The sequence below is a fragment of the Hyphomicrobiales bacterium genome (assembly GCA_016125495.1).
Classification (GTDB): domain Bacteria; phylum Pseudomonadota; class Alphaproteobacteria; order Rhizobiales; family RI-29; genus RI-29.
In genome coordinates this window covers 429,907-453,623 of the sequence record WGLQ01000007.1, presented here as the reverse complement: position 1 = coordinate 453,623, position 23,717 = coordinate 429,907, and the positions used below count along the sequence as shown (strand labels likewise).

Annotated in this window: 24 protein-coding genes; 15 read left to right on the top strand and 9 right to left on the bottom strand. The window is 63.0% G+C overall.

Annotation, left to right across the window (positions count from 1 at the left end):
- Positions 1-65: 65 nt before the first annotated feature.
- A complete protein-coding gene (locus tag GC150_07555; GenBank protein ID MBI1384748.1) occupies positions 66-1,079 on the bottom strand; it encodes a RepB family plasmid replication initiator protein in 1,014 nt (337 codons plus the stop codon).
- A gap of 1,228 nt (positions 1,080-2,307) precedes the next feature.
- Here GC150_07555 and GC150_07550 point away from each other — a divergent pair.
- The gene (locus tag GC150_07550; GenBank protein MBI1384747.1) at positions 2,308-3,480 is read left to right on the top strand and encodes a hypothetical protein; all 1,173 of its coding nucleotides are present in this window, start codon (positions 2,308-2,310) and stop codon (positions 3,478-3,480) included.
- Here GC150_07550 and GC150_07545 read toward each other — a convergent pair.
- Positions 3,221-4,942: a TraM recognition domain-containing protein gene (locus GC150_07545; GenBank protein ID MBI1384746.1), complete on the bottom strand. Its 1,722-nt coding sequence runs from the start codon at positions 4,940-4,942 to the stop codon at positions 3,221-3,223. The two genes, GC150_07550 and GC150_07545, sit on opposite strands and share 260 nt — an antisense overlap.
- Before the next feature lie 373 nt (positions 4,943-5,315).
- Here GC150_07545 and GC150_07540 point away from each other — a divergent pair, with 373 nt between their 5' ends.
- From GC150_07540 to GC150_07495, 10 genes are all read left to right on the top strand, one after another.
- The gene (locus GC150_07540) at positions 5,316-5,609 is read left to right on the top strand and encodes a nucleotidyltransferase (protein MBI1384745.1); all 294 of its coding nucleotides are present in this window, start codon (positions 5,316-5,318) and stop codon (positions 5,607-5,609) included.
- Positions 5,610-5,689: 80 nt separating this feature from the next.
- A complete protein-coding gene (locus GC150_07535; protein ID MBI1384744.1) occupies positions 5,690-5,989 on the top strand; it encodes a DNA polymerase III subunit beta in 300 nt (99 codons plus the stop codon).
- Entirely contained in the window at positions 5,990-6,361 is a 372-nt protein-coding gene (locus GC150_07530) for a DUF86 domain-containing protein (protein MBI1384743.1), read from the top strand.
- Positions 6,362-6,752: 391 nt separating this feature from the next.
- Positions 6,753-7,199, top strand: a complete 447-nt coding sequence (locus tag GC150_07525) for a hypothetical protein (GenBank protein MBI1384742.1) — start codon at positions 6,753-6,755, stop codon at positions 7,197-7,199.
- A 6-nt stretch (positions 7,200-7,205) separates the two neighbouring features.
- Positions 7,206-8,081: a hypothetical protein gene (locus GC150_07520; protein ID MBI1384741.1), complete on the top strand. Its 876-nt coding sequence runs from the start codon at positions 7,206-7,208 to the stop codon at positions 8,079-8,081.
- A gap of 139 nt (positions 8,082-8,220) precedes the next feature.
- Positions 8,221-8,778, top strand: coding sequence for a hypothetical protein (locus tag GC150_07515; protein MBI1384740.1), 558 nt, complete (start codon positions 8,221-8,223; stop codon positions 8,776-8,778).
- Between the two features lie 253 nt (positions 8,779-9,031).
- Entirely contained in the window at positions 9,032-9,316 is a 285-nt protein-coding gene (locus tag GC150_07510) for a hypothetical protein (GenBank protein ID MBI1384739.1), read from the top strand.
- Entirely contained in the window at positions 9,313-9,672 is a 360-nt protein-coding gene (locus tag GC150_07505) for a hypothetical protein (GenBank protein MBI1384738.1), read from the top strand. Before GC150_07510 ends, GC150_07505 begins: the two co-directional genes overlap by 4 nt.
- Positions 9,669-10,217 (top strand): helix-turn-helix domain-containing protein, encoded by a 549-nt coding sequence (locus GC150_07500; GenBank protein MBI1384737.1) that lies wholly within the window; start codon positions 9,669-9,671, stop codon positions 10,215-10,217. The genes GC150_07505 and GC150_07500 overlap by 4 nt, the downstream gene beginning before the upstream one ends.
- 399 nt (positions 10,218-10,616) lie before the next feature.
- A complete protein-coding gene (locus GC150_07495; protein MBI1384736.1) occupies positions 10,617-11,144 on the top strand; it encodes a hypothetical protein in 528 nt (175 codons plus the stop codon).
- Between the two features lie 25 nt (positions 11,145-11,169).
- Here GC150_07495 and GC150_07490 read toward each other — a convergent pair whose 3' ends face one another.
- From GC150_07490 to GC150_07460, 7 genes are all read right to left on the bottom strand, one after another.
- On the bottom strand, positions 11,170-14,211 hold the full coding sequence (locus tag GC150_07490; GenBank protein MBI1384735.1) for a DEAD/DEAH box helicase: 3,042 nt from the start codon (positions 14,209-14,211) through the stop codon (positions 11,170-11,172).
- Complete coding sequence (locus GC150_07485; protein MBI1384734.1) at positions 14,208-15,251, bottom strand: restriction endonuclease; 1,044 nt, start codon at positions 15,249-15,251, stop codon at positions 14,208-14,210. The genes GC150_07490 and GC150_07485 overlap by 4 nt, the downstream gene beginning before the upstream one ends.
- Complete coding sequence (locus GC150_07480; protein MBI1384733.1) at positions 15,248-16,507, bottom strand: hypothetical protein; 1,260 nt, start codon at positions 16,505-16,507, stop codon at positions 15,248-15,250. Before GC150_07480 ends, GC150_07485 begins: the two co-directional genes overlap by 4 nt.
- Positions 16,504-18,561: an N-6 DNA methylase gene (locus tag GC150_07475; protein MBI1384732.1), complete on the bottom strand. Its 2,058-nt coding sequence runs from the start codon at positions 18,559-18,561 to the stop codon at positions 16,504-16,506. Before GC150_07475 ends, GC150_07480 begins: the two co-directional genes overlap by 4 nt.
- A gap of 187 nt (positions 18,562-18,748) precedes the next feature.
- Positions 18,749-19,375 carry a hypothetical protein gene (locus GC150_07470; GenBank protein MBI1384731.1) on the bottom strand — a complete coding sequence of 209 codons (627 nt, stop codon included), beginning with the start codon at positions 19,373-19,375 and terminating at the stop codon, positions 18,749-18,751.
- The gene (locus GC150_07465) at positions 19,372-19,590 is read right to left on the bottom strand and encodes a hypothetical protein (protein MBI1384730.1); all 219 of its coding nucleotides are present in this window, start codon (positions 19,588-19,590) and stop codon (positions 19,372-19,374) included. Before GC150_07465 ends, GC150_07470 begins: the two co-directional genes overlap by 4 nt.
- Positions 19,587-19,778 carry a hypothetical protein gene (locus GC150_07460; GenBank protein MBI1384729.1) on the bottom strand — a complete coding sequence of 64 codons (192 nt, stop codon included), beginning with the start codon at positions 19,776-19,778 and terminating at the stop codon, positions 19,587-19,589. Before GC150_07460 ends, GC150_07465 begins: the two co-directional genes overlap by 4 nt.
- A 1,069-nt stretch (positions 19,779-20,847) precedes the next feature.
- Between GC150_07460 and GC150_07455 the strand changes: the two genes are divergently transcribed.
- The 4 genes from GC150_07455 to GC150_07440 all read left to right on the top strand — a co-directional run bounded on the left by GC150_07455 (position 20,848) and on the right by GC150_07440 (position 23,708).
- The gene (locus tag GC150_07455; protein MBI1384728.1) at positions 20,848-21,882 is read left to right on the top strand and encodes a hypothetical protein; all 1,035 of its coding nucleotides are present in this window, start codon (positions 20,848-20,850) and stop codon (positions 21,880-21,882) included.
- 44 nt (positions 21,883-21,926) lie between these two features.
- Positions 21,927-22,274, top strand: coding sequence for a hypothetical protein (locus GC150_07450; protein ID MBI1384727.1), 348 nt, complete (start codon positions 21,927-21,929; stop codon positions 22,272-22,274).
- 164 nt (positions 22,275-22,438) lie between these two features.
- Entirely contained in the window at positions 22,439-22,660 is a 222-nt protein-coding gene (locus tag GC150_07445; protein ID MBI1384726.1) for a helix-turn-helix domain-containing protein, read from the top strand.
- 34 nt (positions 22,661-22,694) lie between these two features.
- Positions 22,695-23,708: a hypothetical protein gene (locus GC150_07440; GenBank protein MBI1384725.1), complete on the top strand. Its 1,014-nt coding sequence runs from the start codon at positions 22,695-22,697 to the stop codon at positions 23,706-23,708.
- The last annotated feature ends 9 nt before the right edge of the window (positions 23,709-23,717 follow it).

Sequence of the window (23,717 nt, the reverse complement as noted above, 5' to 3'; positions counted from 1 at the left end):
GTTGATATAAGCTTACCCACAGGTCAGTGCAACACTCTGTCCGGACCAATCCTACTCCCCGCTACCTACACGAACGCATCCCTATTGCGCCGGTACCACGCCTTGACGAAGCCGAGGAAAGCGGCGTCGGGGCTGGCGGGGGACGCCTTGCCCTGTGTGCGCATCCACTGGCGCCAGTCCCGCTCGATGAGGGCGATGTCCGCCCCGGGGGCGATCCGGCGCGCCCGCTCGAAGGTCTCCGGGCGCAGCACCACTCGCCCCTCTCGCCGCCGCTTGGCGCGTGTGCCCGCGTTCTCGCGCACCGCCCGGGCCTCGCTCTTGGTGATGCGGAACACGACGGTGTCGACCCGCCGGCCCGTCTTATGGGAGACCTCGATCTCGGCATGGAAATCGGCCCGTGCGTTCACCTCTTCGAGGGCCGGGCGCAGCGCCCGGCGCCAGAGCTGACCCCAGCCCGGCAACACGCCGTCGGCGCCGAGGCAGGTCCGCAGGTCCTCGACACCGATCCGCCATTCCGGAACCCGCCGGTTGGCATACAACTCGAGGTTCTCGTAGAGCCGTGCCGCGTACTTGCTCTGGAACCCCTGGAGGATCGCGAGCGACACCCGCGCCCACTTCGCCGGCTCGCGCAGCAGCGGGCGCAGCTCATGGTGGAACTGGTAGCGCGCCTTGCCACCCTGGCCGACCTCGTGGCCCGAGACGTTGACGAACGCACCATAGGCGAATTTGCGTCCTTCTTCGCCGAGGACGTCGAAGTCCACCCTGATCTGGCTCAGATTGTCGAGACCCTCGCGGACGCGGTCGTTGCTCTCGTGCTCGCCGAGATAGGCGCGCACCTCGGCAAGGTTGAGTTCGTGGACCGCCATCGGGTCGGTGATCTCGTCGTTTGCATAGAACAGCATGCAGGCGAGCACCTTCTGGTCGAGGAGGGAGAGCGCCCCGATCTTCTCCCTGATCTGGATGAGGCCCGCCGATTTGGGAAACGTCGCATTGCCGTCCGTGACGTTGCCCTGGCCTGAGCGGGCCGGACGGCGGCCATCGTCACCGTCGGCAAGGAGGGGAAGCGCGCGAGCCGTCACACATGTCCTTTCTGCTGTAGGGAGAAAATATCACGTTCCGAGCCACTTGCCAACGCCCGAATTGTCACGATGCGACAATCGCATCCGCCCCAAATGTCACGATGGCACCGACGGGAGACCCCGCAGAACGCCTCCGCAGAACGGCGCGCACCTCTGTGGATAAGTCGCCGCCAGGCGCCGCCCCGGATGTCATTTTGTCCGCCCCATTTGTCACGATGGCCGCCCCAAATGTCATTTTGACCGCCCCAGATGTCATGATCATCGCCGGAATGCCGTACGGGCAGGGGCGTTTTTCTCCTGAACACGAAGAACACGAAAAAGAACATGAAGAACAACAGGGCAGCGCCCATGATCTCCTGTGGATAACCCCGACCAAAAACCGGCGGCTCTCAAACACCCAAGTCAGGCGGCAGCCGCCTCGCAGCGAGGGCAATAGACATGCCGGAGGTGCTCAGGGGGCTCTTGGCTTTGAAGAATTGCACCATTCGCGCTCCTCGCGAGGTCAGCGCAATCGTCACGACCTGCGTGCTCGACGGGTCCAGGACAGGCAGGGGAGGCCGTTGCGACGTCTATGGACGTTCGAAATGATAAGGCGGAAGTGCTGGTTTCGAACGTGGTGGCCCTCATAGATTGCCAGGGCGGCCGTTCCAAGTGCCCCCACCGTTGCCGGTCGGGGGCGCTCGATTTCGTCGCTTCACCGGATTTGGGCACGACCCCGCACCGGCCCGATCAGTCTAGCGGCAACAGTCGATCCTGTCACACGCTTTTTGTTCCGTTGTGAAGGTGGCCCCAGACGCAACGGGCGACCTTCTCGGCGCGTTTGTCATCCGTCTGGCGTTCCTTCTCGTCCAGCACGCAAAACCCTCCCAAAGCCGGATTTCCGAGCTTCTGGAACACACGCGGGGGTGGCCCGCGCCGGGGCAGCGCCCCGAGAGCGCCCAGCGTGAGCTGGGTAGAAATTCCATGGCCCGAAGGGCCATTCCTTCACCCCGCGAAGCGGGGTCGCGCGCGATTGCATACAAATGATCCCTCCGTCCGCCGTCGAGGCGATGTCTTCGAAGGGCTTTCCTCCGTCGGACAACTGTGGCAATAACGCTCCGCGAGAGCGAAGGGATGGATGGCCGTCGAAGGAACAGTCCAGTTACACATCGCAGGCTGACGCCTGCGACATAGGTGCCACACCGCGAGCGCGACACCGGCCGAAAACAAGGAACGAAAACAAGCGCGCGTGGCACTCTACCGGTTCGAGATGAAGCACATCCAACGGGGCAAGGGCCAGGGGGCGCTCGCTGCTGCCGCCTACCGCGCCGGATGCCGCCTCGCCGATGCGCGAACCGGGCGCGTCCACGACTACCGACCGCTGGCGCACCGCGTCGTTGCGACCGAAATCCTCGGCCCCGAGACCATGCCGGCAAGGCTCGGCGAGCGGGCTCTTCTCTGGTCGACCCTCGAGGCCATGGAGGGGCGGCGCGATGCCCGCCTTGCCCGGGAATTCCTCCTCTCCCTGCCGCACGAGTTCGACGATGCCGGGCGCTTGGAACTCGTCCGGGGTTTTGCCCGCGAGCAGTTGGTTGCCGCCGGCATGGTGGTCGATATCGCCTGGCACCGACCCGATCCGCGCCGCGGCGACGATCCGCGCAACCATCATGCCCATCTCCTCGCGTCCCTGCGGTGTTGCGGGCCGGAGGGTTTTTCGGCAACCAAGACCCGTCTCTGGAACAGTCGCGAGAGCTTGCGGACCTGGCGTACCGCCTGGTCGGTGCACGTCAACCGGGCACTCGAACGCGGCGGTGTGCGGGCTCGTGTCGATGATCGCAGCCTCGAAGCGCAGCGCACCGAGGCCATGGCCCGCGCCGATGTGCCGGCCCTCGTGCGTCTTGCCCGCGCGCCCGAGCCCTGGGTGCCCCGGGCGGCCTTGGAAATCGGTCGGCGCACGCGCGATCGGAGGGATGTCTCGATCCCGCCCCAAATGTCACGAACCGAGGCCATCGATGCGTCCAGTCAGCCGCGCCTTGCAGCCAAATTCGGCGTGCTGGCGGACAATGCCCGGCGGGCCGAGCACCTGGCATCGGGATTGCGGGCGCTCGCGGCGGCCGAGCGTGCAGGTCTCGGGACGGGCGGCGGCGGGCGCAAGGCCCGGTTCATCGAGCGGCTGTTGGCGGAAACGACGCCCGCCGCGTCACGAGAGGAGGGGGAGGGGCCACCGCGCGAATGGCTGCTGCGAAAGCTCCAGGCGCAGGACTGGAGCCAAGTCTTCGTTGCCTGGCTATTGTCGGATGCCCAGCTATTGGCCCTTCTGCGGGAGCGGCGGATCGCCCAATTGCGAGCCCGGTACTTGCGGCCGGTGCGACGCCGGCGGGCGCAGGTGTCGCATCGTCGGCGGTCCCGCACCGGGACGTGACCGGAATATCCCCCCGAAGCCCGCGCCAGCGGTCCCATTGTCCGGCGAAATGGGGTTCCTTGCGGTAGTCGAGGCGCTCGGCCCGGATCGGTTCGGGCACGAGGCCCTTCATCGTCACCAGCGCCTCGTGCGGCGCGAGACGCAGCACCTCGGAAGCGTCGATCAGCCAGCGACCCGTCTCTGCCCGGCCGTCGTTGTCGCGGTGCGTAAAGAGCGCGTGGCTCTCCTGCGAAAAGCCCACCGAGCGGCTCTCGATGGTGCGCATGCCGATCCGCTCGCTGAGGCTCTTGGCGGTGTCGAGGTCGTTGACCGCGAAGGCGACGTGGCAGCTCGTGTTGGCAACGAGCGAGCGCGCCTTGCGATAGAGGCTGGTCAACTGGCCGAGGTCCTGGAAAACCAGGATGGTGCGCGCATAGGAGCGTAAATAGCCGATGCCCTCTTCGAGGGGCGGCAGGTTGCCGAGGGCGGCTGCCTCGTCGAGGACGAAGAGCGGTTTTTCCGCCCCGGGCAGGCGCTCGCGCCCCGGCCGGTAGACGGCATACATCGCACATCCCACCACGACCCGCAGGAACCCCCCGTAGATCCCGAGTTTTTCCTCCGGGACGATCACGTAGAGCGATTGCGGCCGCTCATAGAGCTGATCGATGGCGATGTCGGTCGTCTGGCAAATGCGCGCCAGCGGCCGGGCGGCCGACCAGGGGGCGGTGTTCTTGGTGATGTTGCAAAAGACGTTCTGGCACTCCTCGGAGCCCTCGGCGGTCGCCAGCTGGAAGCCCGCTTCCTGGACGCGCGGATGACGGCTTTCACAGAACCGCTCGGCGAGCACGCCGGGCCCGCGCGAGGCGAGCGCATGCACCTCCGTCAGGGTCTGCAACAGCGGCTCGTCGGCGTTGACCTCCAGCACGTGCAGGATGATAGCCGTCAGCCAGTCCCGCGCCCGGATGCGCCAGTGATCGTCGGTGCCGCTCTCCTGGGCGATGATGAGGTTGGCCAGCACCTCCGCGTCGTCCGCCTCGTGCCAGGTGTCGCGCCGGATGATGCCGAGGGGATTGAAATGGTGCGAGGTCTCGGGGTCGCCGACGTCGAGGCGGTAGACCGGACCGAAATCGCGGCGCCGGCGGGCGGTGATGGCGTAATTCTCGCCCTTGATGTCGGTGCAGACGACCGAACCCCGATAATCGAGGAGGTTCGGGACGACAATCCCGATACCCTTGCCCGCCCCGGTCGGCGCAAAGACCAGGACATGACCCTCGTTGCTCGGATAGCGCAGAAGCCGGCCACGGGCTTTCCCGACGATGAGGCCGAATTCGCCGAAGAGACCGGCCCGGCGCAGCGTTCCGGAGGTCGCCCAGCGGGCCGAGCCGTGGCTGGTGGCGGGGCCCGAGAGGGCCCGCAGACCCGTGCGAGCGCCCCGCACACATTGACGGGTCACGAACCGTGTCGTCGACCAGAGCACCCCCATGGCCGGCAGTCTAACCCGCCCTGCACGTGCCGCCGAGGAAAAGAAATCCACAAGGGGGAGCGGGGCCCTCGGAGGGACCAACTCCGTTTGCTCCGACGCCGCCCTTCGAACATCTCGCCTTGGTTTGCCGAGTGTGTCACGGTTGGAGAGAACGAAAGGAGATTGCGGTGTCTCGTCAGTCCCAAACCCATGAGCAACCGGGTCGCACCCACTTTGCTGCGGTCGGCTTGGTTTCGGTCGAGATCGGGCTGCCCGATATCACCCGGCCGGGCCTTGCCGCCGACGCCCGTTCTCGGAGCGAGGCCGTCGCCAGCAGCCTTGATGACATTGTCGCTCCCGATCTCATCGCGGATCATCTTGCCGGGGCGACACCATGAATCAGAGCAATCTCATCGAGCGACTTCGCAGCGCCCGGTCCGCCCTGCAGGACGCCGGGGTCATGCATGCTTACCTGTTCGGCTCCATGGCGCGCGGCGACGCTGACGAACTTTCGGACGTCGATGTTGCGGTGGATCTGGCGCCCGGTGTGACCGTTTCGCCCATCGAACTCTGCCGCCTGGAGCGGCTCATTACCGATGCCACAGGCCTGCCGGCGGACGTCACCATTCGTGAGAAGTTGACGGACATCCGTGACAAGGTCGAAGCCGAGGCTATCGAAATCTTCTGACATGCCGACGAAGTCCTCACGGACCTCAAGGAGCGAGGCTGACGTTGCCGACCCGGCGGCGTCTGTGGCATGATGCCAGCATGAACCGCTCGGAGATCATGACCGCCATCCGTCGCCACCAGGCCGAAATCCAGGCCGAGGGCATCACCGCGCTCTACCTTTTCGGATCGCGGGCGCGAGGCGATGCGGACGATCTGTCCGACGTCGATGTGCTGGTCGACTACGACCGGGCCATCAAGGGGCACTTCTCCCTGTTCGAGATCATCGCCGTCAAGCACATGCTCGAAGACGAATTGGGCCTGCCGGTCGATATCATCCCCCGCGCCGATCTCGGTCGCATCCGGGCCGCTGCCGAGCAAGATGCCGTTCGGGTGTTCTGAATGGCCAAGCTCGCCGAACTCATCATCCAGATTCGCACATATGTCGCGGATGCCCGCCAGATCGACCGCCAGCCCGAATTGCTCCCCGAGGCGATGCGGCGCGTCAAGCAGCTCGCTCTGGAACGCCTGCTGATCAACATCGGGGAGGCGACGACGCGGATCCCCGCGTCGGAGAAGAACCGCTTCCCGGATGTCCCCTGGCGGGACATCGCCGCATTCCGTAACGTCCTCGTCCACAACTACGAGGGACTGAATATCCAGATCATCCGGGACATCTTCGACAGCGACAAGCTGGACGGCCTGCTCCAGGCCATGGAAGGCATGAACCCCGAGGTCGAACAAGTCCGGCGCGCGCGCTCGCCCGGAACCTGAGTGCTCATTCGACACGAGAAGTCCAGCTCCGTCATTCCGGCCTCCGAGTGCCAATCGATCGATGAGGCGGGCGCCTCCCGCTGCGCGGGACCGGGTGCTCGGTGAACCGAGCCCGCATGGCGGTCTCGGCCCTCCGGGCGTCGCCCCCTGGCGCGGCTGCCGCAAGCAGGCGCTCACCAAAGAACCAGGACCCCTGGCCCCTCCTCGCCGGCCCGCCCCGGGACGGGGTAAGCGGGCCGGCTCCGAAGAACCAGGGCAGGGAGCCGATGTCGCGCCCCGGCGCGTGCGGAGAACAATTTTTGCCCGCTTTTTGGGCAGAGCCGTTGTCCGAAGCGGAGAAATAATGCATGATGCCCGGCGAACACCATGCAACCAATGGGAGAACGCCAACGTGACATTCGAACTGAACCTCGAGCCAGGACAATTTCTCGCCTTCAGAACCATAGAAATCGGGGAAAACAATCAACCGCTCTGGCGCGGCCGGGCGCGCCTTATGTCCGGCACGAGCGTCCATTTCGCCCTCTGGTCTCGCACCGCAGCCGAAACCGGTCAGCGCTATCTGGGCGGTACAGTCGTCCCTGAAACCGCTGGCGATGACGTCTATAGCCCACTCAAGACCAGCAGCTTCGGACGCATCGCCCTCTTCGACAACGACAAGGATGGCAACGAGGGACGCCCCGATTTGCGGGGCCGGCTCGAGGTCGATGGCGAGAGACATTATGTCTCTGTTTGGAAGAAGCCAGGCAAGGGCGGCGTGTTTCTCGCCGGCCAGGTCCAGGACCAGGCCACCATCGACGCCCTGAAGACGGAACCCGCCGAGGACCAACCGGAAGCCTGAGCGGCCATGACGGCGTCCGAAACCCCTGAAGACGGCATCGAGGCGTTGGCCCTCTTCGTCCTGCGCGAAACCCGCGACGGCGACGACCTCGCCCCGGAACACCTTGCCCTCGTCCAGCGCATCGTGAACGGGCCTGTCGACGAGCGGGCCGAGGTGGCATTCCAGGCCCTCGTTGCCGCCGTGCGCACCGGGTATACCCGGCCCGCCTTCCACGGCATCACCCATCTCACCATCGACCACGAAGGCTATGTCTATTGGAAGGGCGAGGAGGTCGAACACTTCGAGCCCGGCTGGGCCCGGTCCACCGAAGCAGCCGTCGAGGCGACCGAGGTTGCCCGCTGCTGCCGCATCCTCGAAGCGCGCGGTGTGCCGGTCAATACAACCTCCGTCATTTGGAGATGGGAGGAAATCCCGAGCCCATCGCGCACCCCGGACCCAGCCGCCGTCTATTGCACGCGCACCGAGAGGCTCATCGACGTCTGCCGGCCAGGTGAGGATGCGGCCGCCGCAATCGCACGCCTGGCACCCGACCACGGCGCCGATCTGATCGTGCTGCCCCTTGCCGAAGCCGTCCAGCGCCATGAAGCAGCCAATCGCACCGAGCCCGTCGAGATCACTGCAACTGCCTGGCACGAGGCCTTGGAAGTTCTGCCGCCGGCGGACTGGCGCCTCACGGCGGAAGGCGAGAGCTTCAAATCCATCGAACACAAGGCCGGCGCCATTACCGCCATCTACGTGCGCCTCGGGGAGCGACGCTTCACATTCGACGATCTCGCAACGCTCTCCCATGCCGCCTGCTGCGATCGGGTCCGCGCCAGCGCCGCCTACCGCACCCCGACACCCATCGATGATCGCGAGCCGGGCGATGACGCCGAGCGGTGAGGGGGATAAAGTCAAACCACTTGTGTCGGATCCTCACCTTACGACTTTGCACATCGTTCCAGCACTCTATCGTGGGTCAACCCGACACGTCATCTAGTGATTGGTTGACTCGCTGGGGTGATGCCTCGAAACTATTGACATGGGCAAATCGATTCGCATCGATAGCATGGGTCAAGAGGAGAGCATAAGGAATATTTCTATGCGGCGGGACCTGGAGAAAGAACTTGAGCATGCGCGGGTGGCATATTTGTTTTCCATGCGTGCGTTACCAGACCCTGCCACATTAATAAACGGACCGGTCACGGTAAATGGCATTGAATTCAGAACCAAAGACCAAGTAAAATCAGTTGCGATCGAGCTGGGCTGGGCGTTTTACTGCCGTTATGAAGCCTGCCTAGAAGCCTTCATAAAAGAACACAAGGTGCCGCTATCAAGAAAATACAACTTGGAAATGTGGATGTCTGATTCTGGCATCCAGATTCCCGATGCACACTTGCCCGGTTTGACGGAGTATCGGAGGCTGCGCAATATTTTACATCATGATGATGGACGGACCGGAAGTCGGACAGAAGTGCATTTGTTTCCTGAGCACATGGCGCGGTTTTACGATTTGTTCATCTGGATTGCCTCCGCCATTGCTGCAAATCCGATCGCCAGTAGGTGGCGCTCTGGGGGGACTTGCATTTCGGGTACGTGAGTTTCTGGTAAAATCACTTTTTGGCGAGTGCGCGTGCATTTTCTGTCTGCAGATGGACGTTTTCTCCTTCAGTTTCAAAAAAAATCGTTCGACGTTTTGCGGTGCAAATTCCCTAGGTTATGCACCACACTCCTAATCCCGCAGAAAGACTACGCTTCCAGTGGTGCGTGTTTCCGGTGCACATTGCAGTCGAAATAAATTCCTTGCGCGTCTCCTCATAATTGGTGAGAATGAATGCGCAAAGGGTATGAGCATGTCGGAAACAGTAAGAGTGACGATTTCGGTCAAGAAGGACAAGGCGGAACGGATTAGATCGATGGTCGAGCGCGGTGTCTACGGCTCGGTCAGTCGTGCCTACGATGCCGCCTCGGACCTCATCCTCGACGAAGAACTACAGCGCGAGGTGTGGTGGGCGGAAATGTTCCGTCGCTGTGAGGAGGCTGAGAAACACCCGGAGCGCCTTCTCGACCCTGACGCCTTCTTTCGCGATGTCCGCGATACGGTCCAAACCCATCGTGGCGCCAAGCAGAGCGGATGAAGCGTCGCAAGCTGCTTCTGGCGCCGGCTGCGTCGCGCGATCTCAGCGACATCGTCTGCCTCGTCGATGAAAACGACGGCCCCGCGAGGGCAGACCAAGTTCTGGCCGTCATCGAGACTTTCATCCGATCGCTGGCCGAGTTCGCCGAGATCGGCACCAAGATGAAGCGCCGAGCGGGTTTGCGCGCCTGTCCGGTCCCCAAGCTTAACAAGGCCAGCGTGCTGTTTGAGGTGCGCGCTGACGCGGTCATCGTTCTCCGTATCAGCTATCTCGGGCGCAACTATTGGGCGGACCTCCCTGCCCTCGACGTGCCCGACCCGATCGATGTTTCCGGCGGTGAGGCCGACCCCGAATGAAGATCGGCTACGCCCGCGTCTCGACCGAGGGACAGAATCTCGACCGGCAGATTGCCGCGCTGCGCTCAGCCGGCTGCGATGATATCTTCCGCGAGAAGGCCTCGGGTAAGGCCGTCCAGGGGCGGCCGCAACTGGAGCGCGCCATCGACGCCCTTGGCTCCGATGATGTGCTGGTCGTTGCCGAATGGGACCGCGCCACGCGCTCGATGATGGATGGCCTGCACATTATGCAACGGGTGGCCGATCGCGGCGCCCTCGTCCAGGTGCTCGACAAGCCCCATCTCGACCTGACGACGCCGCTCGGTCGCGGGTTCCTGGCATTCCTCTCGGCCATGGCGGAAGATGAGCGCCAGCGCATCCTGAAGCGCGCCGCCGAAGGCCGCGCCGCTGCCCGCGCCCGGGGCGTGCGCTCCGGCCCCAAGCCCAAGCTGACCGACCACCAGCGCGCCCGCGCCCTCGAACGCCTCGCCAGCGGCGATAGCTGCCGCGAAATCGCGCGGGATATGGGGGTCAGTCACAGCACGGTGTCTCGGCTGGGTAAATGACCGTTGGACACCAGGTAGATAAGGCCATCGCCTCCGCTTGATCGGACGTCGGAGCCGATGGCTTGGTTGCCAAGTAAGTGATGTTAAGCACGCTTGGCTGCTATGTTGAGATCAGGGGCAAACTCAGGTACAACTCGAATGAAGATAACGCCCCGGGCCTGGCAGTGCGGGGCATGAACTGCTGCTGGAATATGGTAGTCTCGTCAGACGCTGTGGGTTCGGTGCATGTTGTGTGAGCCACCAGGAACTGGAACCTCACAATGGTAGGACCTGAAGGCCGTAGACGAGATTGAGACCCTTCGCCCAATTTAACCAAGGGGCACGCAAGTCACTTTCGTCATGTATAGCAGATGCAAAAAATTCGGAGGCATTGTGCGATGAGTTTGGAGCAAGGTGTCTATGGCTTCCAAGGATGATGATGAGGTTGTCAAATACCGTGTGTACGAAACAATTTGGCGAAATATCGACAGGGAAGACAATCTTGCCAATCAAAGAATACTGAGGGCAGTGCTGCTCACGAGCGGTTTGTTCGTTGCGACGGCGCTGCTTGCCGAGACGGCCGCTGATGTAAAGATGCCGTTGTGGATACGTGCAATATTTTTGGGATTGATGATCGGGCTTTCAGTCATTGGAATCGTCTTTTCTCATCGCACTCGATTGGGTGTGCATGCCGCGTATGCGCAGTCAAAGGGCCTGATGGATTTGTATGCAGAGCGAAAGAGCGAATTCGATGCAATGGGGCTTCCTCGCCCTTTCGGCGACGAATGGGTGGGTGCGGAAGGGACTAGGTCAGCGGATGTTTTTCCGTTCATTCTGTTGGTGATATGGTACTCGGCCGTGATTGCTGAGTTTGCATTCCTTGTTGCGCTTCTGACGTGGGTGATAACCGGTTCCGCTGAAATGCCGGCGACCAAACTAACCGAATGAGCGCCAACTACGTCCTGACCGTCTTCTATGCCCGAACCTCCCTCACCTGTCGCATTGCCCGATTGAAGAAATGCCGCATTGCTTTGTCCCGCGCGTCCTTGTCCGTCAGAATGATGTTCTGCATGTCCTGCTCACGCTGGAACATGCGGATCGCACCTTGAAAGAAGGCCTGTGAGAAGGCGGAAAAAACCACGTCTTCCGGGTTGTTCCGCAACATTTCCGAAAGATCGTCGTCGAGTATCTCGGCGTTCACTGCCTCGAAACGGAGCATATCCGCCTCGGTGAACTCGGTGCCGTGGCGCTCATTGAACGCTTTGATGATCTCCGATAGCTCGCGCTTTTCGTCATCGGTGTAGGGGTTGGCACCGAAGCCGCCAATCGCCGGCAACTCCTTACGGTGGCCTGGAGCCAGGGACGCACTCCCCTCTTCCTTCTTCTCCGTCTTGAAGGCGCGCAGCTTGAGCATGTCGTCGGTGATCTCGATATCCGGCGGTATTTCGCGGTCCGGCAGTAGTCGCACCAGCCATGAGCTGTAGGCGTGTAGCTTCTCCAGGCTGGCATCATGGAGTGTCCAGACCTGTGCGATAAACGCGTAGAACCGATTAAAGCTCCGCAGCAGCTGCCGGAACTCTTCGCGTCGACCGTCTTCCTCCTCCGATACGAACCGCGTGACAGCCTCCTTCAGCAGGCCCTCCAGACGGGCACGGTCGGTGCCATCGAGTGCGCCCTTGAAGTACGTCTCAGCAAATCGCTCGACCTCGCCCTTGTCCAGGAAGCCGAATTGGAAGATGCGGCTTTCCAGTGCGTAGACCTGGTTCGGATCGGTGATTGCCTCCAGTTCCGTCACCTCGAAGTACGGCTTGAACGCCTCCTGGATTTCTTCCATCTTGTTCTGGAAATCCAGAACGAACGTCTTCGTCTTGCCGGCCCGAGTCCGGTTGAGGCGCGACAAGGTCTGCACCGCCTGCAGGCCCGACAGCTTGCGGTCGATATACATGGCGCACAGCTTCGGCTGGTCGAAGCCGGTCTGATATTTCTCCGCCACGATGAGAAGCTGGTACTGCTCCGGATAGGCCGTGCCGTCATTCTTCACACCATCGAAACGTGAGGGTAGTTCCGTCTCGGAAAAACCGTTGAGCCCCGCCTCGGTGAATTTCTCCCCGTCCAATTCGATCTCTCCGGAGAACGCGACCAAAGCCTTCACGCCGGTGATTTCGTGCTCCGCTATGTATTTCCGCATGCCGAAGAAGTACTTCAACGCGGCTTCGCGACTGGCCGTCACCACCATGGCCTTGGCCTGGCCGTCCAGTTCGCCAGCCACATGCTTGCGGAAGTGTTCGACGATGATCTCGACCTTCTGACCAATCGCCGTTGGATGGAGGTGAGCGAACTTGGCAACCCGGCGCTGGCCTCGCCTGCCGCGCAACTTCGGATCGTCCTCGATCGCCTTCTCCAACTGATAGTAGGTATTGTAGGTCATGTAGTTCTGGAGCACGTCCAGAATGAATCCCTCTTCGATGGCCTGCCGCATCGAATAGAGATGGAACGGCAGCGGCTTGCCGTCCGGCCCCTTGATGCCGAACCGCTCCAGAGTGACGTTGCGCGGCGTGGCTGTGAACGCAAAGAAGCTGAGGTTTTTCTGAGGTCCGCGCTGTTTCTGGTGGGCGAGGATCATGTCCTCGATGTCGTCGCTCGACGAAGTTTCCCGGGTCAGGGCGTCGGTCATGGATTGCGCGGTCTTGCCCGATTGGCTGCCGTGCGCCTCATCGACGATCACTGCGAACGTGCGGCCGCTTTGCCCCGAAATCTGCGCCAGGTGTTCCGTCGAGAACTTCTGGATCGTCGTGATGATGATGCGCGCGCCGCTCTCGATCGCCTGCTTCAGTTGTTTCGAGGTTCCGTCGATCTTCTTGACGACACCAGCCGTCTGCTCGAACTGGGCCACCGTGCCCTGTAACTGACGGTCGAGCACCACGCGGTCGGTCACGATGATGGCGGTCGAAAACACCGGCTGGTCGCCTGCGTCGTGCAGGTTGATGGCCTGGTGCGCCAGCCAGCCGATCGTGTTCGACTTGCCCGAGCCCGCCGAGTGCTGGATGAGATAGTTGCGCCCTGCCCCATGCGCGCTCGCGTGGGCCATCAACTTGCGCACGGCGTCCTGCTGCTGGAAGCGCGGGAAGATCAGCACGTTCTCGCGGCCAGTCGTGTCGAGGTGCATGAACCGGCCGAGGATATCGATCAGCACCTCTCGCGAGAAAACGGCCTTGCCCCACCCCCCATCATTGCCGCTGTCGCGATAGAGGTACGCGACGCGGAATTCATCCGCGATGTCCGGGTTGCCCGCGCCGCCATCTCGGCCCCGGTTGAAGGGCAGAAAGCGCGTCTTGCCGTTGCGCAGCCGCGTCGACATCGAGACGTTATCCGTGTCGACGGCAAAGTGCACCAACGCGCCGCGCTTGAACGTCAACAGCGGTTCGTTCGCCGGCTTGCGGTCTTCCCGGTATTGCTTTTCAGCGTGCCTGAATGTGGAGCCGGAAGATGGGTTCTTCAATTCCATCGTCGCGACCGGCAGGCCGTTGACGAACAGCACGAGGTCGATGCGGTTGGCATGGCGCTCGCTGTAGACCACCTCGGGCATCACAGAGAGGATGTTGCTCTCATACTCCGCGATCCGCTTCGGCTCGATGCCACTGGCGGGACGAAAGTAGCAGAGCGCGAACACGATGCCGGGCACGATCTTGAGCCCGTTGCGCAGCACGTCCAGCGTGCCCCGGCTCTCCAGGTTCTTGGCCAGCTGGGTGAGCAGTGTATCTTCGGCTGAGCCCGCGTAGTGAGCTTCCAGTTTCTCCCATGCATCCGGCTGGGTGGTGCGGATGAACTGGACGAGCAGGCCCGGGTCGAGCGCGCGCTTGCGGTCGTAGTCCTCCGCCTCACGGATCTCATAGCCCTGGTCGCGATACAGCGCCTCGGTCATCACGCGCTGCAACACGTTCTCGCGGTGGATGTTGTCCTCCGAAAACCCGCCGGACGTTGCCCAGGGGGATGGCGGCTGCGTGTAGTCCGTCATACGTCCCCTCCTGGTATCGGCGCCCAAATCTGCTTCAGCGGCAGCCGGGCACGCGTTTCATCCGACAGGTGAGGGTAGGCGCAAAACAGCGCCTTCAAAAGGTCGCGCATCTGCCAGAGGCGCAGCTTGAAGAAGTTGTTGTCCAACTCGCGCTGTGCAACGGCGTTGACACCGCCGATGCTGACCAGAAGACCAGTGCGCGCTTGCGTGTTCGACACCGAGCCGATCAGCCGCAAGACGACATCGTGGTTGGCCGCCCCGTCACCGGACTTCACCTGCACACAGATGCGATCCTCACCGAGGCCGAGGGTGCCGCCGGCCGCAAGGATATCCACGCCACCGTCGGCGCCGGGCGGAGATACCTTCGTCGTGTACCCCTCGACGCGCAGAATCTCAGCTACGAGGTCGGCCAGCGCATGGCCGGCGAACTCGGACTTGATGAGCGATATGATCTGTTGGTTGGCGACGTCCTCGATGTCGGTAGCATAGTCCTCCGCCTCCACTTCGTCGTCACGAGGCAGGGCGACTGCCTTTCCCTGCTTGCCGAGCAGCGAGCCGGGGTCGACACCGGTCTTGAGGACAGCGCAAACCCTTTCCAGTGCGTCGTTGCGCTTGATCTCGCAGATTGTCATGAACGCGCCGAACGAATGGCGCAGGTCCTGCTTGAAGGCGTCGCGCGCAACGGACTCCTCCAGCCACTTCACAGCGCGGGAATGGCGGCATGGGTCATTCGGATCGAACTGGTAGGCGCCCGTTACCTCGCCGATGGCGACGCCGTTGGTCACCTTGCGCGGCATCACCACGAGGTCGCCGACCTCGATCGTATGCGCGAACTGGTTGAGTTGGGCCGCGAAATTCTTCAGCCGGTTGTGGCCCGCATCGGGCAGCACGCCTTCGAGATGACGAAGAATGGCGTCGCGACCCACAAGCGTGCTCAGGTCTCCCACCTCTAGGAAACCAGGCAGGAGCCGACATTGTTCGATTGCGGCAAGTTCGCGCTCTCCATGCTTGCCGGCCCGGACGATCCAAAGTCGGCTCATTCCGCCGCCTCCGGTTTGGGTTGGTCGAACTCGGCCTGAATACGGTCAAGCTGCGCATCCGCCGTGCCGCGCTTGCCCCAGGTCGCAACGTCAATCTGGCCGGTGACGGCGGCGGTGATGAGGGCGGAGCGGTATTCGCGAAGGCGGTTGATTGATTTGGTCACATGTGTGATCAGATTCGAACTCCTATCGCGATCCGCATCGAGAGATTCGACAGTCTTCTCCTGCAACTGTCGATCAGGCCACCAGACTTTTTCTGGATGAACGAGATTGCGATTGAGTGTGGGGTTGGCTGAGCTACGGTCAAAACTCTCAAATCGGAGAGCGATGAATTTGTAATACACGAATTTGCGGTTGTTCCTGCCAAAGCGCTTTACGTACAAGACGGTATCGTGGGGCCAGTAATTTCTTTCCTCATAGTGAAGCTTCCCTGCGGAACCCTTGCGACCAACGATTACTCCGGGACCATTGCACAGAAACTTGTCGTGGTATGAAGCCACTCCTCCGGATGACACAACGGGGTAGAGTCCCTCTTCTTCCTGTTCATCCTTCGTGATATCGACTCCGCGCTGCAAGGTGATCTCTCGACGAAGAGCCAGAAACCTCCAGCCACTCCACGCTCGCCCGGGAGCGTCTCCAGATAAACCAAATCCGCCACCGACCTGGTCTATCACACGGGCTAAAAACCACTCATCCAACACCTCCACCAACCGCTGCTTCTTCTCGATCAGCTGATCGATGCGGGCGGTCTCGCGGTCGAGGAAATCCGCGATGGCCTTCTGGGTTTCGAGGTCAGGGAGTGGAACGGGCATGCTCCCAAGCGTCGAAGGGCTTATCGCAGGGTAGCTGACGCCCGTGGACGCCGCGACAACGCCCTCCACGAATGGGTTCGACTGAACAACTCGATACAGAAAGAGAGGATCGATCTTGCAATTCGAACGTAGGACTGCAAAACCTGTAGAAACGATCCAACGCTCCGCTTCTGAACCGATCGACGCTACTGCCTTCAAGTATGTACGAACTGTCGAAACAATGACGTCCCCCGGTCGGACGGGCTTACGCGCACGGCTAGGCGAATTCGCAAACCTCATAGGCTCCCGAGCGGAAATGCCTGATTCGAGCGTCACGCTTCCTATATCAATGTATTCAAATTCGAAATCCGGATCAGTGGACTCTTGAAGAGTCTCCGGATTGACAATGCAGACGTGCTTCAGCGGACGAAGTGCGCTGTCACATGTTGCTGGCCAGAAGCTCACGCCGTCACCTCCTTCAACAGCCCGGCGATCTCCGCCTCCAGCGCCTTCAGCTCTGCGCCGATCTCTTCCAGCGGACGCGGCGGGACGTACTTGTAGAAATACCGGTTGAAGTTGATCTCGTAGCCAACGCGGCCGACCTCGCCGTCGCGGGCATCGGTGTAGCTCTCATCCACCCAGGCATCGGGCACGAACGGGGTCACCTCACGGGTCACATACGCCCGCCAGTCCTCTTTCAGCGGCACCAGCTCGTGGTCGCGCAGGTCGGTGTCCGGCTCGGGGTTGCCCTTAGCGTCGCGGCAAATGTCAGCCTCTTCGTCCCGCTCCGACAACGCGGCAAAGATGGCCTTCTTGACCGGGGCGGGAACCTTGAAGCCCACGCCCTCAAAACCGTCCGCCAGCTCCGCTTCAAAGGCGCTACCGCTCCGATGGAGCGTGTCCGACAGCTCGCCAAGTGCGCTCAGGATGTCGCCACGATCGCCGTCCGGCAGCCGTTGAAACGCCCGATCCTCGCGAAGCCGCGCAATCCGCTCTGGAGATGCCTGGAAGTTCAGCCGCAGCGGGCGCTCGACGCGGATCTCGCGATACCCGAAGTCGGTGGTGTCGAAGATTTTCGAGACCTCGTCTTCGCCGCTCTCGCCGTTGAGGAAGCCGGCATAGATGCGCACGATCTCGGCGCGTGCCTCGTCAGGGATTTCGCGGCGCTTGGAACCGAGCGACTTGCGCATGGACTTCCAGAACCGTTCGCCCGAGGCGTCGATCAACTGCACCTTGCCCCGCCGCGCCTTCGGCTTCCGGTTTGTCAGAAGCCAGACGTATGTTTGAATGCCGGTGTTGTAGAACAGGTCGGTCGGCAGCGCGACGATGGCCTCGACCCAGTCCTTCTCCAACATCCAGCGGCGAATTTCACTTTCGCCCGAGCCGGCGCCGCCCGTGAACAGCGGCGAGCCGTTCATGACGATGCCGATGCGCGAGCCCGTCTCGTCGTCCCGCATCTTGGAAATCATGTGCTGCAGGAACAGCAGCTGGCCGTCTGAGATACGCGGCGTGCCGGCGCCGAAGCGGCCTGAGAAACCCTCCGTCTCGGCCTCGGCCTTGATCGGCTCCTGATATTTCTTCCAGTCGACGCCGTAGGGCGGGTTGCAGAGCATGTAGTGGAAGGCCTTGCCCGCATGCGCGTCGGCCGTCAGCGTGTTGCCAAAGGCGATCTGCTCGGGATCGTGGCCCGTCACCAGCATGTCAGACTTACAAATGCCGAAGGACTCGCCGTTCAGCTCCTGTCCGAACAGCTCGACACGGATCTTCTCGTTGAAGCCTTTGAGAGCCTCTTCTGTGAGGGCCAGCATGCCGCCGGTGCCGCAGGCGGGGTCGTAGACCTGGCGGATGATGCCCCTGCCGGTCAGCTTGTCGTCGTCATTGGCAATCAACAGGTCGACGATGAGCCGGATGACCTCGCGCGGCGTGAAGTGCTCCCCCGCCGTCTCGTTGGAGATTTCCGAGAAGCGGCGGATCAGCTCCTCGAAGAGGTAGCCCATCTCCAGGTTGGAGACCGCGTTCGGGTGCAGGTCGATCTGACAGAACCGATCGAACACCTGGAACAGGATGTTCGCCTCCTTGAGGCGCTTGAGTTGGTCGGTGAACAGGAACTTGTCGAGGAAGATGTCGCGCACCTTGGGCGAGAAGCCCATGATGTAGCTCACCAGGTTGTCGTGCAGCTGGGCGGCGTCCTGGCCCTTGATCTTGGTGAAGGTCAGCGGCGAGGTGTTGTAGACCTTGAAGCCCCGACCTGCCGCGCCGAACAAGATCATGTCCTGCGTGGCCTCATCGACGCCCTTGGGCAGGGTTGCGTGGGCCATGACCACGGCGTCCTTGGTCAGCTCCAGGAGGCAGTCGAGCCGCCGCATCACGACGAACGGCAGCACGACCTTGCCGTATTCCGACTGCTTGAAGTCACCTCGCAGGATTTCGGCGATCGACCAGACGAAGCCGGACAGGTTGTTGATTTGTCCCCGGTCGACGGTCCGCCCACCACCGCCGTTCTGGCGCCCCTTGGCCATATCGTCGAACTCCCGCGCGCTTTCCATCGAATCCATGTCGGCTACAACATTACCGGGGCCGATGAGCCGCGCCAACGCTGGCTGCCCTGATGCAAGGTGGCGGTGTGGCAATCCTGTTATCGAAGGGCGCCAGACGACTGGCACACCCGAGCCGCCGCCCGAGAGCGGCGGTCAGAGGGGAGGCGGCTCACCGAAAATCCGCCCCGGCGAGCCAGTCGAAGCGGGTCGGGCCGGTGTGGATTGGGTCCCAGACCAGCCAACAGTAGCGGTGGTTGCGGAAGTATCGCGGTGCCTCGCCGTAGCCGTGGCGGGCGTCCGGCCAGCAGACGATGTTGTCGACCGCCCAGATGCGGGCCGGCGGATGTGCCCGATACCAGCGGGTGCGCTTCTGGTGGCAGAGCGAGGTCAGGTTGACCAGGAACGCCACCTTGCCGCCGGTGGCAGCCGTCAGGTGCAACGCTTTGACCGCGAACGCGTCCGCCAGCCCCGACCCGTAGGGCGGGTTGGTGACGATGTGCCGGGCTCTGGGCACGCGCTCTTCGAGGAAATCAATCCCCGACACGCCGAAGCCGTGGTCGACGAGATCGGTCGCGACCACGTCGTGGCCTGCTTCGTCGGCGAGCACCTTGGCAATGGCGCCGTCGCCGCAGGCCGGCTCCCAGATGGAACCCTCGAAGCGCTCCACCGAGAGGAGTGCCCGGGTCGCCTCGGGCGGGGTCGGATAGAACTCGAACGGGATGCGGTTCGGGCCGACGCGGCCGTCCGCCCCGAAGGGCAGACGGTGCGCGTGCGATGTGCGGAACAGGAGGCTCATGATCGCACCTCCGACTTGAACTGTCCCGCCGCGTGCATGGCGACGATGTTGCGGGCCAGCGCCATCAGGTCCTCGCCGATGGGCTCGATGAGGCTGATGGCGGCAACGGCGCCGTCGAGGGTCTTGGCCTGGCGCGCCTCCGCCGTCCAATGGGAGGCCTGCAAGGCGAGGGCATCGAGCGCCAGGATGAGTTTCGTCAAGTCGTGGCGCTTCATGATTTGACCTCCCCTTTGGTGTCCTGGGGCAGGACCAGCAGTTCGCCGCCGAGGGGCAGAGCGGACAGCCGGACGGTGCAGCCGTCCTTGTCGCGCAGTGGCCAGGCGCGGCCGACCTCGGTGTAGTAGACCTTGCCGTCCTTGCCGCGCTCGGGCGCCAGCACTTTGAATTTCGGTCTCTCGTTCATGGGATATTTCCTTCTTCTTGGTTGTGCGAGGCCGCAACCCTTGCGTCCTCGTCGCCATGCGAACCGCACGTCGTTCCGACGGAGCAAAAATCTCTTCTCGGGAGACCGCCCGGCGGCGGAAGACGATTTTTGCGACGGCGGGTTGCGTGCAGCATGGGCGACATGGAGAGGACGCGAGGGGCGGACGAGACCCAAGAGGGAGGCCCATCCGGACGAGGAGCCGGAAATGGCCCTGGCGCCGACCGGGGGACGAGACGGGCTCGGCGCCGGGGGACAGCGCCCTGCTGCACGCGATCCTGGCTGGCGCCGTCCTGCGCCCGCGCCCGCTGGCGCTGCGGTGGCGCCCACCTTGGACCGGCGGGAGACCGAAGCGCTTGGGACGGCGAACCTCCCCATGCGGGCTTCGACACACGGTATGGGCCACCCCATGGGATCGCCTGGCTGGCGACGCAGGAGCGGACCCGGCAGCCGGCGCGGACGACGAAGCCGCTTCAGCGGCTGAGGCGGACGGGCAGGCGACGGACCCCATCCGCGCCCACGGCACGACGGGGTATCAAGGGGAGGGTCGGGACAGCCGCCGAGAGCCGGCATGGCGCGGCATCGTCCTGACCCTGCGCTTGGCCAATCGCGGCACCCTGGTGCCGCTCCGAGGTGTTATCCGGCGCTGCCACGGACGGCATCGGCATGATTGGGCAATGCGGTGCGTCTGCAACCTGGATAATGCCGCGGGGCTGTTACAGATCGCGGTCCCGGGAGAGTAGAGATCATCATCGATGGGACATGTTGGCATAAGGAGAGAGTCTGACCCTATCCGATAGGCTTGATACTTTAGAAATAACGTGACATGCCGACCACCGACCACAGTCCTGCGCAGCGTGTCGCCAGCCCTAAATGGTTATACAACGCGCAAAACAACCAACCGCACAGCGATATGCAGGTCACAACTCCGGGGCCTGTTCCCCAGCCGAAATCACGATTTTTCCGCAGGCTTCACTGTCTTGGCGAAGGTACTACAATGCCTGACGTTGCGACAGCCTATCTCACTGATCTGGCTGAAACATCGTGACATATGACGTCAGTCGACATTAACCAAATTCTCGGTCATTTCCCCTGTCACCGGCCCAGTGCAGAGACGGGGGACAACATGAGGCACAACAGACGCAACAAAATCGACCGCCTGACGCAGAATAAGCGCCGCTCCTTGGCGCTGTCCTTAGCACTCGACCAGATCGGTGAAGCCAAGGCCGCACACAATGTCGGCTATTGCCAGACGCGGCTCGATACCGACGTGTTCGACGTGGGGGGTATTGCCGAGGAAATCGTCACCGGCCGGTACTCCTGCAAACACCTGCTGTGCCCCCAATGCCAGGCGGCGCGGGCTGCCCGCAACCTCGCGGTCCTGGTGCCGATCCTGGATCACGTCCGCAAGACGGAGCCCAATGCGCCGTTCCAGCACTGGACCCTCACGTTCGGCGCCACGACACCGGGCGAGACTGGACAGGCCCTCGGAGCCATCTCCAAGGGCTGGACCCAGCCGATGCGCAACAGCGCCTACCGCGCCGCCGTGCTCGGCAGCATCCGCTGCCTGGAGGTGACCCGGAACGACGTCACGGGCCTGCTGCATGCGCATGCCCACTGCCTGGTTGCGCTGCATCCCCGCTATTACGCCAAGGAGGCCGGCCGCTACGTCACCGCCGATCAGCTGAGGGCGGATTGGAGCCGCAAAGTCGGTCGGCCGGTGTCGCAAATCCACATGGGAGCTATTGGCGCCCGGGATGATGGGCCGGACGGTCTCCGGCAGGCACTGGTCGAGGTGGCCAAGTATGCGTTCAAGCCGACGGACCTTTACTCCGGCGATGATAACGCCGGCTGGCGTTGTAACCCGGAGGCGGTCCGCTCGCTGCTCGGCGTGCTGCGGCGGCGCCGGAAGATGAGTCTATCCGGGGTGTTTTACGAGGCACGCCAACAACTCAAACTCCCCGACCCGGACGACGACGGCAGTCCGGATTTCGACGACATACACGATCCGCGCCTGGCGCCATTCATCACCGCGCTAGTGCGCATCTGGGATGAACCGCGCTGCGACTACCGGGTTCTTGCGTAAGCCAATCGATCCAACAAGCGTTCACAACAGGGAAAATAACCGTCATGCACTATCCCACGATCCATATGGTCTCTGGCAGCCTCCTCGCCCTCATTCGCGGCGAGAGCAAGCGTGGCCCCTACTACCGCGCCCAGTTCGCCAACGTCGCGCGCGATGGCGCGCATCTCGCGCCGACGAGCATCTTCCTCGATGATCAGTTTCCCCTGGAGGGACTGTCGGAAGGCAATTTCGTCACGCTGCCGGTCTCCGTCTCCACCAGTCGGGATGGCCGCTTGTTCATGCGCTCGCTCGGGCCGGAGGCCCTGCGGCAGTTGGACTATCAGCGGTTGACGGAGGTGCTCCAGGAGCTGCACCGCGAAGCCATCACCGGCCAGCGCGCCATGGGTGTCTGAGCCCGGATACGTCGCGCCCTCCGTCGGCGTGCCCAGTCATCTCCGATGGTGGCCTTCAATCGCCACGTCCAAACCAGCGCTTCGGCCCGCTTATGGGCCGGACGATCCCCCGTATTGCGTCAGAGAGTAGAAAGAGACGGAACAACCCGAGACGAGGTGCGTCCATGGATCACGACCGTTATCTGACGACGAAAGAAGCCGCCGCCCTCCTGCGCTACAGCCCGCGCAGCCTGGAACAACTGCGCATCACCGGTGGCGGACCGCCGTTCTGCAAGCTCGGCGACGGCCCCCGGGCCCGGGTGCTCTACCGGTTGAGCGATCTCCGGGCCTGGATGGAAACCCGCCTCCGGTCGAGCACCACAGACCATGCCATGAGGGGGCATTAGCCCCCCTCTCCATCCCAACCCCATGGAGCGCACCATGCCGAACACCAATTGGGAGCTGATCTTTCGGGGCACGGTCTACACCATGACCGTCGGCCTGCTCGCCATCACCTCCATCGCCATGAACATGGCCGTCGGGTTCGAGGTCGGCCAGCCGATCGTACCGGTGGCCATTATCCTGGCCATCGTTGCGATGTGCAGCGACATTCTGAAGGCCTACCTGCCGTTCATGTGGTTGCGGGCCTTCCAGGAGGTCAGGCCGGCCTATCTCGGCTGTCTCGTTGTCCTCGGCGCCCTCATGATCGGCTACAGCTGGTGCGCGGGCTATGCGTTCTCCACCACACACCGCTTGGTCGGCAGTGATGCCGCCCGCAACCAGGCAACGGCCGGGGAGCTGAAATCCCGCGAGCTGGCCCGGTTGGACGCCGAACTCTCCCGGCGCACGACCGAGCGGTCGCCGGCCGAGATCGAGGCGGAGATCGCGGCCCTCCTGCAGACCCGGGTCGGTGGCCGTTCCGTCGATGCCCACACCAATGGCTGCACCACGGTCGAGACCTATGGGCCTCAGACCTGCGCCAAGGTTGCCGAACTGCGCATCGAGCTGGCGGCGGCCCGCCGCCACGAGGACCTCATGCGCCAGCGGGCCGCGCTGCTGGAGGATCGCCTCGGGGCCCTGGCCAACGCAACGCCTACCGATGGTGCCGCATTCGCCCTCGCTCAACTGCTCGGCGCCAGCATCGAGCGAGTGCAGATCGGCATTGGCATCGTCTTCACGACGCTGTGCGAGCTGGCCAACCTTTTTGCGCTCGTCCTTTACCGCCGGTTGATCCGCGCTGCCCCTCGAGCCGGTCACGGCGACGGTGAATGGCAGCCCACGGGCGGCGGCTTCGGGGCCGGAGGCGGCGCTCCGTTCGATGGGGGTCTTCTCGGTGCCGGGCAGCGTTGCCCGAGTGGCGGCGATTGCCCCCACGAAGGCGGCGGCGGGCGAGCACCCCATGCCCCCCACACCAACCGTGCCCCAGAGCGTCCACGCGGCCTCGTGAACCTCTGAGGGGAATAA